At 64.5% G+C, this 14007-nt stretch carries 13 protein-coding genes; 9 read left to right on the forward strand and 4 right to left on the reverse strand.

Annotation, left to right across the window (positions count from 1 at the left end):
* Positions 1–19 precede the first annotated feature (19 nt).
* Entirely contained in the window at positions 20–1156 is a 1137-nt protein-coding gene (gene ribD, locus HKK54_RS06650) for a bifunctional diaminohydroxyphosphoribosylaminopyrimidine deaminase/5-amino-6-(5-phosphoribosylamino)uracil reductase RibD (protein WP_169386419.1), read from the reverse strand.
* The gene (gene nrdR, locus HKK54_RS06655) at positions 1153–1623 is read right to left on the reverse strand and encodes a transcriptional regulator NrdR (protein WP_010174661.1); all 471 of its coding nucleotides are present in this window, start codon (positions 1621–1623) and stop codon (positions 1153–1155) included. The genes ribD and nrdR overlap by 4 nt, the downstream gene beginning before the upstream one ends.
* A gap of 139 nt (positions 1624–1762) precedes the next feature.
* On the opposite strand from nrdR, the gene HKK54_RS06660 reads away from it, so the two are divergent.
* From HKK54_RS06660 to trxA, 3 genes are all read left to right on the forward strand, one after another.
* The gene (locus tag HKK54_RS06660) at positions 1763–2221 is read left to right on the forward strand and encodes a YbaY family lipoprotein (RefSeq protein ID WP_169386420.1); all 459 of its coding nucleotides are present in this window, start codon (positions 1763–1765) and stop codon (positions 2219–2221) included.
* Positions 2218–2874, forward strand: coding sequence for a class I SAM-dependent methyltransferase (locus tag HKK54_RS06665; RefSeq protein ID WP_169386421.1), 657 nt, complete (start codon positions 2218–2220; stop codon positions 2872–2874). Before HKK54_RS06660 ends, HKK54_RS06665 begins: the two co-directional genes overlap by 4 nt.
* A 152-nt stretch (positions 2875–3026) precedes the next feature.
* Entirely contained in the window at positions 3027–3899 is an 873-nt protein-coding gene (gene trxA / locus HKK54_RS06670; RefSeq protein ID WP_010174655.1) for a thioredoxin, read from the forward strand.
* A 3-nt stretch (positions 3900–3902) separates the two neighbouring features.
* Here the strand turns inward: trxA and HKK54_RS06675 are convergent, their stop codons facing one another.
* Complete coding sequence (locus HKK54_RS06675; protein WP_169386422.1) at positions 3903–4250, reverse strand: hypothetical protein; 348 nt, start codon at positions 4248–4250, stop codon at positions 3903–3905.
* A 135-nt stretch (positions 4251–4385) separates the two neighbouring features.
* On the opposite strand from HKK54_RS06675, the gene HKK54_RS06680 reads away from it, so the two are divergent.
* The 5 genes from HKK54_RS06680 (at position 4386) to HKK54_RS06700 (ending at position 8453) form a co-directional block, all read left to right on the forward strand.
* Positions 4386–4997 (forward strand): DUF2796 domain-containing protein, encoded by a 612-nt coding sequence (locus tag HKK54_RS06680; protein WP_169386423.1) that lies wholly within the window; start codon positions 4386–4388, stop codon positions 4995–4997.
* Positions 4998–5147: 150 nt separating this feature from the next.
* Positions 5148–5858: an ABC transporter ATP-binding protein gene (locus HKK54_RS06685; protein WP_010174649.1), complete on the forward strand. Its 711-nt coding sequence runs from the start codon at positions 5148–5150 to the stop codon at positions 5856–5858.
* 1 nt (position 5859) lies between these two features.
* Entirely contained in the window at positions 5860–7125 is a 1266-nt protein-coding gene (locus tag HKK54_RS06690; protein WP_003210004.1) for an ABC transporter permease, read from the forward strand.
* Positions 7126–7136: 11 nt separating this feature from the next.
* Positions 7137–7658 (forward strand): DUF3299 domain-containing protein, encoded by a 522-nt coding sequence (locus HKK54_RS06695; protein WP_169386424.1) that lies wholly within the window; start codon positions 7137–7139, stop codon positions 7656–7658.
* A gap of 96 nt (positions 7659–7754) precedes the next feature.
* The gene (locus HKK54_RS06700) at positions 7755–8453 is read left to right on the forward strand and encodes an OmpW/AlkL family protein (protein ID WP_010174644.1); all 699 of its coding nucleotides are present in this window, start codon (positions 7755–7757) and stop codon (positions 8451–8453) included.
* A gap of 166 nt (positions 8454–8619) precedes the next feature.
* Here the strand turns inward: HKK54_RS06700 and HKK54_RS06705 are convergent, their stop codons facing one another.
* Positions 8620–9504: a sugar nucleotide-binding protein gene (locus tag HKK54_RS06705; protein ID WP_010174642.1), complete on the reverse strand. Its 885-nt coding sequence runs from the start codon at positions 9502–9504 to the stop codon at positions 8620–8622.
* Positions 9505–9704: 200 nt separating this feature from the next.
* On the opposite strand from HKK54_RS06705, the gene HKK54_RS06710 reads away from it, so the two are divergent.
* Positions 9705–13985 carry a DEAD/DEAH box helicase gene (locus HKK54_RS06710; protein WP_169386425.1) on the forward strand — a complete coding sequence of 1427 codons (4281 nt, stop codon included), beginning with the start codon at positions 9705–9707 and terminating at the stop codon, positions 13983–13985.
* Positions 13986–14007 lie beyond the last annotated feature (22 nt).

Below are 14007 nucleotides of genomic sequence, written 5' to 3' on the forward strand. Positions count from 1 at the left end.
ACGTGGCGCAGGCCGGGAATTATACGCTCGCTGATGGCACAGGAATGGCAGTGACTCGCCAGTCGTCGCCCACAGCGCGCATTTCAGTGATCTTGAGTTGGGGGGCGTCGGCCAGTTTCTCAAGCGGCCAGTCCAACAAAGGCCGGGCAGCGGAGCCGAGGAACTTGCCGGCGACGAATATCACGTACTCGTCCACCAGGCCTTGCTGGGCGAAGGCGCCCGCCAGACTCGGGCCGGCTTCCACCAGCACTTCGTTGACGCCACGGGCGGCCAGGGCCACCAGCGCGGAACGCAGGTCGACCTGGCCGTCGACACCCGGCACCACCAGGCACTCAGGGCCTGTGGGGTACTGGTTGTCCGGCGTCACGCAGGTGATGACCAACGCAGGGCCGGCCTTGAAGAACGGCGCATTCAGCGGCACCCGCAAGCGGCCGTCGATCAGCACGCGCAGCGGCGGACGGGACATCGCCAGGGCAGTGGTTTCTTCATCCAGGCCGAGCTCGGCGGCGCGTACGGTCAGGCGAGCACCATCGGCCAGCACCGTGTCGGCACCGGTCAGCACCACACTGGCCTGGGCCCGCAAACGCTGCACAGCGGCACGGGCGGCCGGGCCGGTGATCCATTGGCTTTCGCCGTTGGCCATCGCGGTGCGACCGTCCAGGCTCATGGCCAATTTGACCCGCACAAACGGCAGGCCATGTTCCATGCGCTTGAGGAAGCCCGGGTTAAGCGCCCGCGCCTCATTCTCCAGCAAGCCGCTGTAAGTCTCGATCCCGGCCTGGGCCAGGCGACGCATGCCACGCCCGGCGACTTCCGGGTTCGGGTCCTGCATCGCCGCGACCACACGGGCCAAACCGGCATTCACCAGCGCATCGGCGCACGGCGGCGTGTGCCCGTGGTGGCTGCACGGTTCAAGGGTCACGTAGGCGGTGGCGCCCCGGGCTTTATCGCCCGCTGCCCGCAGGGCGTGGACTTCCGCATGAGGCTCGCCGGTGCGCACGTGCCAGCCTTCGCCGACAACTTGCCCGTCACGCACGATCACACAGCCAACCCGTGGGTTGGGGTGCGTGGTGTACAGGCCCTTGCGCGCCAATTCCAGGGCACGGGCCATGTAATGGGCGTCGAGCACCGCTTGTTCTGCCGAAGGTGGGTTCATTCTTTTACCGGCTCACGGGCCAGGCGGTCGATCTCTTCGCGGAACTCGTTGAGGTCCTGGAAGCGTCGATACACCGAGGCGAAACGGATATAGGCGACTTCGTCGAGCTTTTGCAGCTCGGCCATCACCAGTTCTCCAACGACCAGGGATTTGACTTCGCGCTCGCCGGTAGCCCGCAGCTTGTGCTTGATATGCACCAGCGCCGCTTCCAGCCGCTCGACACTCACCGGGCGTTTTTCCAGGGCGCGCTGCATTCCGGCGCGCAGTTTTTCTTCGTCGAAGGGCTGGCGACTGCCGTCGGTCTTGATCAGACGTGGCAATACCAGTTCGGCGGTTTCGAAGGTGGTGAAACGCTCACCGCAGCCAGAAGCCAGGCATTCACGCCGGCGACGCACCTGTTCGCCCTCGGCGACCAGACGCGAGTCAATGACCTTGGTGTCGTTGGCACCGCAGAAGGGACAGTGCATGGTGGCAGGCAACAAAAAATGGGAGGGCCATGGTAGCGCATCCCCGTGGCAAGACAAGCCATAGCCTTTACGGTATATAGGCTGACTATTATGTTTCATATTTTTTAAGCCACGGATTTTGTCCTTTCTGGAGCCGTACATGCAGTTACGACCACTTGTTTTACTCACGTTGCTTGGTTTCCTGGTCGCCTGCAGCAGCCATACCCCAAAACCCGCACCGCCCGCTCCGGCGCCGCAACAAGAGAAAAAATTGCCGGGTGTGGAAGAAGACCTCGGCCCGCTGCCCGCCTACCAGCGTGAAGTCAGCGGCCAATTGAACGGCGTACCGGCCGGGGCTGAAGTCGAATTGGCGCTGCTGGTGATCGACGACCGTTCGCGCCCGCAACAACTGCTCGCCAGCAGCGTGCTGATCGGCAACAACAAGCCGTTGGCGTTCCGCCTGCGCTTCAACCCCGAGGCTTTCCCGGCAGGCGGACGCGTTGAGCTGCGTGGCCGCGCCAGCCAGTCCGGCCAGTTGATCCTGCACCTGCCGCCCGTACGCATCACCCAAGCGATCACCCAGACCACCGGCCCGCTGCAACTCGTTCCCGCACCATGACGCCACCGCTGGACTTGCAACGCGCCCTCAGCGACCTGATCGGCGATGCCCAACTGGTGCCCTGCCCGCTGCCGGGCACCGCGTTGTCGCTGTGGCTGCTGGACGCCGACAACATGGACCGCGCCTTCAGCCCCGAAGAAACCCGACGCATCCTGCATGAGCCGCCGTACTGGAGCTTTTGCTGGGCCAGCGGTTTGGCGCTGGCACGATACCTGGCGGCCAATCCCGCGTGGGTCGCGGGCAAGCGGGTGCTGGATTTTGGCGCAGGTTCAGGCGTTGCCGGGATTGCTGCGGTAAAGGCCGGAGCGCTGGAAGTGGTGGCATGCGACCTTGATCCACTGGCCCTGGCCGCCTGCCGGGCGAATGCCGAACTCAACGGCGTAACACTGGGCTATTCAGAAGACTTCTTCGCCGAAGCCGACCGGTTTGACCTGATCCTGGTCGCCGATGTGCTGTACGACCGGGCGAACCTGCCGCTGCTGGACCAGTTCCTCACCCGGGGCCGCGAAGCGCTGGTCGCCGATTCCCGGGTTCGGGACTTCCAGCACCCGGACTACCAGCGCCTGGAAATCCTCGACGCCCTGACCCTGCCCGACCTGGCCGAGCCCTGGGAGTTTCGCAAGGTGAGCCTGTACCATTCGCAGCGCGCTTGAGAGCATCGCGGGCAAGCCCGCTCCCACATTTGAAATGCATTCCCCTGTGGGAGCTGGCTTGCCTGCGATAGCGATCCTGAGACCGCCCCGCTTTCAGCCAACCCCACCAACCCTTATAGTTGCCCCATCCCCTGCTTTCTTCGAGATACCCCATGAGTGAGCCCACGCCGTACATCTTCGACGCCACCACCGCCACGTTTGACCAGGCGGTGATCCAGAACTCTTTCGAAAAACCCGTGCTGGTGGATTTCTGGGCCGAGTGGTGCGCGCCGTGCAAGGCGTTGATGCCGATGCTCGCGCAGATCGCCGAGAGCTATCAGGGTGAGTTGCTGCTGGCCAAGGTCGATTGCGATGCCGAGCCGGACGTGGTCTCGCGCTTTGGCATTCGCAGCTTGCCGACGGTGGTGCTGTTCAAGGATGGCCAGCCGGTCGACGGGTTTGCCGGTGCGCAACCCGAGTCTGCCGTGCGCGCGATGCTGGAGCCGCACGTGCAAATGCCCCCGCCGGCGGCTGCCGATCCGCTGGAGCAGGCCCAGGCGTTGTTTGCCGAAGGCCGTATCACCGACGCCGAGGCCGTGCTGGTCACCCTGCTGGGCGAAGACAACACCAACGCCGCCGCGCTGATTCTGTACGCGCGCTGCCTGGCTGAACGCGGCGAGCTGAATGAAGCGCAAACCGTGCTCGACGCGGTCAAGAGCGATGATCACAAAGCCGCCCTGGCCGGCGCCAAGGCGCAGATCACCTTCTTGCGCCAGGCCGCCGACCTGCCGGACGCCGCAGACTTGAAAGCCCGCCTGGCGCAAAACCCGCAGGATGACGAGGCGGTGTATCAGCTGGCCGTGCAGCAACTGGCGCGCCAGCAATACGACGCCGCGCTGGACGGCTTGCTCAAGCTGTTCATCCGCAACCGCAGCTACAGCGAAGGCCTGCCCCACAAGACGCTGTTGCAGGTGTTCGAATTGCTGGGCAACGATCACCCGCTTGTCACGGTTTACCGCCGCAAGCTGTTCGCCGCGCTGTACTGATCCTTACTCGATCCAGCTGTACAGCGGCGTATCCCCGCCGCTGGCCACCTTGACCTTGGCGCTATGGCGCAGGCGCACCAGCAGGCGCTTGCCCGCCGAGGCGCTGCCGGCCAATCCTTCCAGCTGATCGAGCAATTCCAGCCCGTTGAGTTGCCCGGCCTTGCGCAGCAAGTCCTGGGCGGCCTGCCACAGGCTCTCGTCCAGGTTGCCCGCCGCCGGCGCCACCACGGGCTCGACACTCGGTGCCTTGCTGGTCTGCAACTGCGCGCCCAGCCGGGCCCAGTCACCGTCGTCCAGCTCCAGGGTCAAGTCCACCGGCAGGTCACCCACGGTTCCACGAATTCTCAACATCGCACTCACTCCCGCACTTTTCTGACAAGCATGCTCCCACGCGTCTTGCGCTACGCCAAGCAGGCGGTCAAACTCGTCGCAAAATTGTTATAAGATCACATAACAAAACTTTCATCTTTGTTCGGGAGCTCCACCATGCGCCGTTTGCTGCTCGCTTTGCCGTTTGCCCTGTTGCCACTGGCCATCGCCCAGGCTGCCGACGAGCACGACCATGACCACGAGCACGGCAGCCTCGGTGCCCACGAACACGGTGTGGGCCGCCTCAACGCGGTGCTCGACGGCCAGGCCCTGGAGCTGGAACTGGACAGCCCGGCGATGAACCTGGTGGGTTTCGAACACCTGGCCACCACGGCTGGCGACAAAGCCAAGGTCGCCGCTGCCCGCAAGCAACTGGAGCAACCGTTGGTGCTGTTCAGCCTGCCCAAGGCCGCCGGCTGTGTGATCAGCACCCAGGAGCTGAACAGCCCGCTGTTTGGCGACAAACCTGAAGCCGACCATGACGACGACGATGACGACCACGCCACCGACGGCAAAGGCGCCGCCGCCCACGAACATCATCACGACCACAGCGAAATTCACGCTCACTACCAGTTCACCTGCGCCACGCCGACCGCGTTGAGCAACCTCGACCTGACCCAGGTGTTCAAGACCTTCCCCGCCACCCAGAAAATTCAGGTACAACTCATTGGCCCGAACGGCCAGCAGGGTGTGGAAGCGACGGCGCAGGCAGCTACCCTGAAATTCTGAGTTCATGCCCCGGTTAATGTGGGAGCTGGCTTGCCTGCGATGCAAACGCCTCGGTTTTTCTGAAACACCGCGGCGATGCCATCGCAGGCAAGCCAGCTCCCACAGTTGATCAGTGTCATCATTTAAATCGAGCCAGATCACTGATTCCTTATGACCCAAGCACTTATCGAACTGTCTGACCTGGGCTTCAACTGGCCCGGTCACCCACAGTTGCTGGACATCCCGGCGTTTCGCCTGGAGCCGGGGGAAACCCTGTTCCTCAAGGGCCCCAGCGGCAGCGGCAAGACTACCCTGCTGGGCCTGTTGGGCGGTGTGCAAAAGCCCAGTCGCGGCAGTATTCGCCTGCTCGGCCAGGAGCTGACCGAACTTTCGGCCGGCGCCCGCGACCGCTTTCGCGTCGACCACACCGGCTACATCTTCCAGCAGTTCAACCTGCTGCCGTTTCTCTCCGTACGCGAGAACGTCGAGCTGCCCTGCCACTTCTCCAAGCTGCGGGCACAGCGGGCGATCCAGCGTCACGGCAGCGTCGACCAGGCCGCCGCGACCCTGCTCGCCCACCTGGGCCTGAAGGACAAAAACCTGCTGGAGCGCCGCGCCGATTCCCTGTCCATCGGCCAGCAACAACGAGTGGCCGCCGCCCGCGCGCTGATCGGCCAGCCGGAACTGGTGATCGCCGACGAGCCGACTTCAGCCCTGGACTACGACGCCCGGGAAGCCTTCATCCAGTTGCTGTTCGCCGAATGCCGCGAAGCAGGCGCCAGCCTGTTGTTCGTCAGCCATGACCAGAGCCTGGCGCCGCTGTTCGACCGCAACCTGTCGCTGGCCGAACTCAATCGCGCCGCCACGCCCGTAGAGGTTTGAGATGTATTTGTTTCGTCTAGCCATGGCCAGCCTGGCTAACCGCCGCTTTACCGCGATCCTCACCGCCTTCGCCATCGCCCTGTCGGTGTGCCTGTTGCTGGCAGTGGAACGGGTACGCACCGAAGCCCGCGCCAGTTTCGCCAGCACCATCAGCGGCACCGACCTGATCGTCGGCGCGCGCTCCGGCTCGGTCAACTTGCTGCTGTATTCGGTGTTCCGCATCGGCAATGCCACCAACAACATTCGCTGGGACAGCTACGAGCATTTCGCCGCCAACCCGCAGGTGAAATGGGCGATCCCGATTTCCCTCGGCGACTCCCACCGCGGCTACCGCGTGATGGGCACCAACGAATCCTATTTCGAACACTACCAATACGGCCGCCGGCAAAACCTCGAACTCGCCAGCGGTCGCGCCTTTGCCACCGATCCCTTTGAAGTGGTACTCGGCGCCGAAGTGGCCGATGCGCTGCATTACAAACTCGGCGACAAGCTGGTGCTGGCTCACGGCGTGGCGGTGGTCAGCCTGGTCAAGCACGATGACAAGCCGTTCACCGTGGTCGGTATTCTCAAGCGCACCGGCACCCCGGTGGACCGCACGCTGCATATCAGCCTCGGCGGCATGGAAGCGATTCACATCGACTGGCACAACGGCGTACCGGCCCAGGGCAAAGGCCGCATCAGCGCCGACCAGGCCCGCAACATGGACCTGACGCCGCAAGCCATCACCGCGTTCATGCTCGGCCTGAACAACAAGATTTCCACCTTCGCCCTGCAACGGGAGATCAACGAATTCCGTGGCGAACCGATGCTGGCGATCCTGCCGGGCGTGGCGCTGCAAGAGCTGTGGAGCATGATGGGCACCGCCGAAAAAGCGCTGTTCGTGATCTCGCTGTTCGTGGTGCTGACCGGTTTGATCGGCATGCTCACCGCGATCCTCACCAGCCTCAATGAGCGGCGCCGGGAAATGGCGATCCTGCGGTCGGTGGGCGCGCGGCCCTGGCACATCGCGACCTTGCTGATCTTTGAAGCGTTCGCCCTGGCGTTGTCGGGCGTGATCGCCGGTGTCGGGCTGTTGTACGTGTGCATCGCCGCGTCGCGCGGGTATTTGCAGGCCAACTACGGGCTGGATCTGCCGCTGTCGCTGCCGAGCGAATATGAATGGACCTTGCTCGGCGGTATTCTCGTCGCCGCCCTGCTGATGGGCAGCGTGCCGGCCTGGCGCGCCTACCGGCAATCGTTGGCCGATGGCCTGTCGATACGTTTATGAGGAAGCTGTTGATGCGTCGCGTCGTGCTTGCGTTGTTACTGCTGGTGGCCCTGCCCGCCTGGGCTGAAGAGCAGCCCAAGGACCTGTCGTGGCAGGAGATGATCCCGCCGGGCGCGCCACCGGAAATCCCCAACATGAAACCGCTGCACGACTTGTCGGGCATGGCGGATGCGCTGTCGGTGGAGTCTGCGCCGGCCGCCAAGCAAGACCTGCCCAACGCGCCAGTCGTACAGAGCCTGGACGGTAAGCACATCCGCCTGCCGGGCTATATCGTGCCGCTGGAAGTCAGCGAAGAAGGCCGCACCACGGAGTTTCTGCTGGTGCCGTATTTCGGCGCCTGCATCCACGTGCCGCCACCGCCGTCAAACCAGATCGTGCATGTGAAAAGCGAGATCGGCGTGAAGCTCGACGAGCTGTATCAACCGTACTGGATCGAAGGCCAGATGCAGGTCAAACCGTCCAGCAGCGAACTGGCGGATGCCGGTTACCAGATGGATGCCGACAAGATCTACGTGTACGAGTTGCAGGAATAACCCGTGATTGCGCTTTCATTGAGCTGAGTCAAAAGCTCGAACGTTACGATCTTTACCATTGGACACAAGCAATTAATAACGTCCTTTGGAGCTCCCATGAACAAGTCCCTGCTCGGCGCGTCGCTTGTCGCGCTCGCCCTCGTTGCCCCCGTTGCCCATGCTCACGAAGCGGGCGACATCCTGATTCGCGCCGGTGCCATCACCGTCAACCCGAAAGCGGACAGCAGCAGTGTCAAGGTTGACCAGGGCCCGCTGGCCGGGACCAACCTGGGCGGCAAGGCGACCATGAGCAGCGACACCCAACTGGGCTTGAACTTCGCCTACATGTTCACCAGCCACTGGGGTATCGAACTGCTGGCGGCCACGCCGTTCGAGCACGATGTGAAGATCAAGAACACCGCGCTGGGCGCCGCCAACGGCAAGCTCGGCTCGCTCAAACACCTGCCGCCGACCCTGAGCGTCGTGTACTACCCGCTGGACAGCAAGTCGGCGTTCCAGCCGTATGTGGGCGCCGGTATCAACTACACCTGGATCTACGACGAACACGTCGGCGGTCGCGCCCAAGAGGCCGGCTTCAGCAACTTCAAGGCTGAAAACTCATGGGGCTGGGCCGCGCAGATCGGTGCGGACTACATGATCAACGACAAGTGGATGATCAACGCCCAGGCGCGCTACATCGACATCAGCACCAAGGCCACCGTGGACAACAACGCCCTGGGCCAGGGCACTCGGGCCAAGGTCAACGTGGATGTGGACCCGATGGTTTACATGGTGGGTATTGGCTACAAGTTCTAAACACGCTTTAAGCAACGCCGCCTAACGAAATGTGGGAGGGGTTTGTGTGGGAGCTGGCTTGCCTGCGATAGCATCACCTCGGTGTAACTGACAAACCGAGTTGACTGCATCGCGGGCAAGCCCGGCTCCCACACAAACCGCTCCCACATTTTGCTTTGTGTTGTTTTCAGCTATGTCGGTAAAACCGGTCGAGCAATGCCGGCAGCCCGGCCCGCCAGGCCCGTGGCTTGATGCCGAAGGTGTGGAGGATTTTCTTGCAGGCCAGCACCGCGTGCTGCGGTTCATCGGCCGCATCCGGGCGCGCGGCGTGGGCCTGGGCGGTTGGCGCTTCCACGGCCAGCGGGTGGAAGTTGCGCGCCTCGGTGAGGATCGCCTGCCCCAGCGCCAGCGGCGTGGTCGCTTCGTGGCCGGCGTAGTGGTAAGTGCCCCACAACGGCGCTGCGCAATCGAGTTGCTTGAGCACCGAGATGATCACCCGGGCAGCGTCGTCCACCGGCGTCGGGTTGCCCCGGCGGTCGTCGGCCATCAGCAATTCGTCTGGTTTTTCGGCACGGGCCAGGAAACGCCCGAGGGTGCCGTCGACGCTGTCATCCAGCAGCCAGCCAAAGCGCAACAGCACGTGTTGCGGGCAGGTGGCGCGTACGCTCTGCTCGATGCGCCACAACGCCTGGCCACGCAGGCCTAACGGTACGGGTTCGTCTTTTTCGCTGTAGGCCGTGGCGCGGGAGCCATCGAACACGCGGTAACTGGACGGTTGCAGCAAGGTGATGCTGTGGTGCTGGCACAGTTCGGCCAGGCGCTCGATGGCGTATTCCTGCGCGGCCAGACGCGTCTCGCTGACCGTCTCCGCCTGAAACCAGTCGAAGTAATAGGCGAGATTGATCAAGGCATCGGGACGGGTGTCGTCGAGCAGTTGCGTGAGACTCGCGGCATCCCAGCCGTCTTGGGGCGGGCGCGGGGCGAGGAAGCCGATGTCTTCCTCCGCGCCGAGGCGAATCAGCGCCTGCCCGAGGGCATTCCCGCCGCCCAGTAACATAAGGCGCATTCGCATAGATTGAGCAGGCCCGGTCTGTTTGGAACGATGGTTATTATCGACAGGCTTGTGAGCCATGCCGTTGGCATTTGCCAGAATCGTTGCATTTTGCGGGTTTGTAGCGCAACCGTCACTTATAAAGTGCGGGGTTGCAGTGTGGTGAGCGGGCTTGCCCCGCGCTGGGCTGCGCAGCGGCCCCAATAAGGTAGGATTGCCCCATGAACCTTCCTGAATCAACGGACACGGTCTTGAACGGTTTCCACCCCGCCGTCAGCACCTGGTTCCGCAGCACGTTCCCGTCGGTGACCGCCGCCCAGGCCCAGGCGTGGCCGCTGATCCGCCAGCGCCGCTCGACCCTGATCGCCGCGCCCACCGGCTCTGGCAAGACCCTCACGGCCTTTCTCGCCGTGCTGGATGACCTTGTGCATCAAGGCCTGGCCAATGGCGGCCAACTGCCAGACCAGACCCTGGTGGTTTACGTCTCGCCACTGAAGGCCTTGTCCAACGACATCCAGATCAACCTGCAAAACCCGCTGGCCGGCATCACCGAGCACCTGCAGCGCCTGGGCCTGCCGCCGCTGGCGATCCGCACCGCCGTGCGTACCGGCGACACCCCGCAGAAAGACCGCGCCCTGATGCGCAAGCACCCGCCGCATATCCTGGTCACCACCCCGGAATCGCTCTACGTGCTGCTGGGCTCGGACTCCGGCCGACAGATGCTCGCCAGCATCCGCACAGTGATCGTCGACGAAATCCATGCCATCGCCGCCAGCAAACGCGGCAGCCACCTGGCCCTGACGCTGGAACGCTTGCAGGGCCTGTGCCACGAGCCACTGACCCGCATCGGCCTGTCGGCCACGCAAAAGCCCATCGAAGCGGTGTCGCGCTTTCTGGTGGGCACCGACCGGCCCTGTGCAATCGTCGATATCGGCCACGCACGCCCACGGGACCTGGATATCGAAGTGCCGCCAGTGCCGCTGTCGGCCGTGATGGCCAACGACGTGTGGGATCTGGTCTACGACCGCCTCGCCGAACTGGCCAGGCAACACCGCACCACGCTGATTTTCGTCAACACCCGGCGCCTGGCCGAACGCCTGGCCCGGCACTTGAGCGAGCGCCTGGGCAAAACCGCCGTCGCCGCCCACCACGGCAGCCTCGCCAAAGAACTGCGCCTGGACGCCGAACAACGGCTCAAGGCCGGGGAGCTACAAGTGCTGATCGCCACCGCGTCCCTGGAACTGGGGATCGATATCGGCGATGTCGATTTGGTGTGCCAGATCGGCTCGCCCGGCTCGATCAACGGTTTCCTGCAACGCGTCGGACGGTCCGGGCACCAGGTCGGCGGCACGCCCAAGGGCCGGTTGTTCGCCACCACCCGCGACGACCTGATCGAGTGCGCCGCCCTCCTCGACTGCGTGCGCCGGGGCGAGCTGGACACCTTGCTGATCCCGGTCGCGCCGCTGGATGTGCTGGCCCAGCAGATCATCGCCGAAGTCAGCTGCCAGGAATGGCAGGAGCAGGCGCTGCTCACGCTGATTCGCCGCGCCGCGCCCTACGCCGGGCTCGATGAACGCCACTACCAGGCGCTCCTGCAAATGCTCGCCGAAGGCTACAACGGCCGCCAGGGCATCCGCAGCGCCTACCTGCACCGCGACGCCATCACCCGCACCCTGCGCGGCCGGCGTGGCGCCAAGCTCACCGCCGTGACCAGCGGCGGCACCATCCCCGACAACGCCGACTACAGCGTGCTGCTGGAGCCGCAAAGCCTGAACATCGGCAGCGTCAACGAAGACTTCGCGGTGGAAAGCATCGCCGGGGATATCTTCCAGCTGGGCAATACCTCCTACCGCATCCTGCGGGTGGAAACCGGCAAGGTGCGGGTCGAAGATGCCCATGGCCAGCCACCGACCATTCCGTTCTGGCTCGGTGAAGCGCCGGGGCGCAGTGCGGAGTTATCGTTTGCCGTGGCGCGATTGCAGGGGCAACTCGACGAGTTGCTCGCCGCCACCCCGGGTAACCTGCAACCGGCGCTCGACTGGCTGACCGGCAGCCTCGGATTGAACCTCGCCAGCGCCGAACAACTGGTGGATTACCTGGCGCGGGCGCGGCTGGCATTGAGCGCGTTGCCGTCCCAGGACACGTTGATCATGGAGCGGTTTTTCGACGAGTCCGGCGGCACTCAACTGATCATCCACACGCCGTTCGGCAGCCGCATCAACCGCGCCTGGGGCCTGGCGTTGCGCAAGCGTTTTTGCCGCACCTTCAACTTCGAACTGCAAGCCGCCGCCAGCGAGGATGCGATCGTGTTGTCGCTGTCCACCAGCCACAGCTTTGAGCTGGACGAAGTGTGGCGCTACCTCAACAGCAACACGGCCGAGCACATCCTGATCCAGGCCGTGCTGGATGCGCCGCTGTTCGGCGTGCGCTGGCGCTGGAATGCCGGGGTGGCCCTGGCACTGCCGCGCTATACCGGCGGGCGCAAAGTGGCGCCGCAGATCCAGCGCATGAAGAGTGAAGACCTGATCGCCAGCGTGTTCCCCGACCAGATAGCGTGCCTGGAAAACCTCGCCGGCGAGCGCGAAGTGCCCGAGCATCCGCTGGTGGAGCAAACCCTCGACGACTGCCTGCACGAGGCCATGGACAGCGAAGGCTGGCTGGCCCTGCTGCGGCGCATGGAGCGCGGTGACATCCGCCTGATCAGCCGCGATCTGCCGGCCCCCTCGCCCCTGGCGGCAGAGATTCTCAGCGCCCGCCCCTACACCTTTCTCGACGATGCGCCGCTGGAAGAGCGCCGCACCCAGGCCGTGCTCAACCGGCGCTGGAGCGACCCGCAAAGCACCGACGACCTCGGCGCGCTGGATGCCGAGGCGATTGCCGGTGTGTGCGAGGAAGCCTGGCCGGCACCCAATGGCCTGGACGAGATGCATGAGGCGTTGATGAGCCTGGCATGCATCGCTGAATCGGAAGTCACGCCGCAGTGGGGCGAATGGCTGCACGCCCTGGCTGACGGTGGGCGGGCCAGCCGCTTGCAAATCGGCACCGACCGGGCAGTTTGGGTGGCCCTGGAACGCTTGAGTTGCTTGACCGCGATCTATCCGAATGACCTGCCGTTGTTGCCGGGTTTCGATGAACCCTGGACCTTCGACGAAGCCCTGGTGGAAGTGCTGCGGGCGCGCCTGAGCGGCTTCGGCCCGTTGACCTTGATCCAGATCGCCGCGCCCCTGGCCTTGCCGGTGGCCGACGTGTCCCAGGCACTCGCACGGTTGGAAAGCGAAGGCTACGTGCTGCGCGGCCGCTTCAGCCCGGGCGCCAGCGACGAACAATGGTGCGAGCGCCACCTGCTGGCGCGCATTCACCGCTACACGGTCAAGCGCCTGCGCCGGGAAATCGAACCGGTGGCGTTGCAGGATTTCATGCGGTTCCTGTTCGACTGGCAGCACCTGTCAGACGGCACTCGCGGCCAGGGCAGCGCGGTGTTGCCGCAGGTCGTCGCGCAGTTCGAAGGCTACGCCGCCGCCACGTCGGCTTGGGACAGCGATTTGCTCAGCGCACGGATCAAGGATTACTCGCCGAGTTGGCTGGACGATTTGTGCCGCAGCGGCAAGGTGGTGTGGACACGCCTGAGCAACAAGGCCGGCGCAACCGCTCTGCGCAGCACGCCAGTGGTGCTGTTGCCCCGCAGCCAGGTGCCGTTGTGGAGTGGGCTGACCGAGGCGCCTGACAGCGCCGAGCTGTCGCCCAAGGCACAGAAGGTCCATCAGGCGCTGCGGGAAAACGGTGCGCTGTTTTTCGATGAGTTGATCCACGAAGCCCATCTGCTGCGCAGCGAACTGGAAACCGCCTTGCAGGAACTGGTGGGCGCCGGGCTGGCGAACGCCGACAGCTTCGCCGGCCTGCGCGCACTGACTACCCCCGCGAGCAAACGCCAGGCCCGCAGCAGTCGGCGCGGGCGCGGGGCGTTTGTGGGCGGGATGGACGATGCCGGGCGTTGGGCGCTGGTACGACGGGCTCCGGTGGCGGACGGCACCCGCCCGGCGTCTCACTCGGCCGAGACACTGGAGCATGTGGCGATGACCTTGCTCCGCCGCTACGGCGTGGTGTTCTGGCGCCTGCTGGAGCGTGAGGCGGATTGGCTGCCCAGTTGGCGTGAATTGCTGCGCACCTTCCATCGGCTGGAAGCCCGGGGCGAGATTCGCGGCGGGCGGTTTGTCAGTGGCCTGGCCGGGGAACAGTTTGCGTTGCCGGAAGCGATCCCGCTGCTGCGGGAAGTTCGGCGGCGGCCTCATGATGGAAGCTTGATTGCGGTGTGCGGCGCCGACCCGCTGAACCTGGTGGGCACGCTGCTACCGGGGAGCAAGGTGCCAGCGTTGAGCGGTAATCGGCTGGTTTACCGGGACGGTTTGCCGGCTGCGGTGGAGATTGCCGGCAAGCAGCAAGTGCTATTGGAATTGGATCAGCAGGAGGCCGGGTTGGTGCGGGAAAAACTGATCAGGCACTGAAGTGTGTGGCGCCTGTGCCGAC

The sequence above is a fragment of the Pseudomonas sp. ADAK13 genome, assembly GCF_012935715.1.
Taxonomy (GTDB): domain Bacteria; phylum Pseudomonadota; class Gammaproteobacteria; order Pseudomonadales; family Pseudomonadaceae; genus Aquipseudomonas.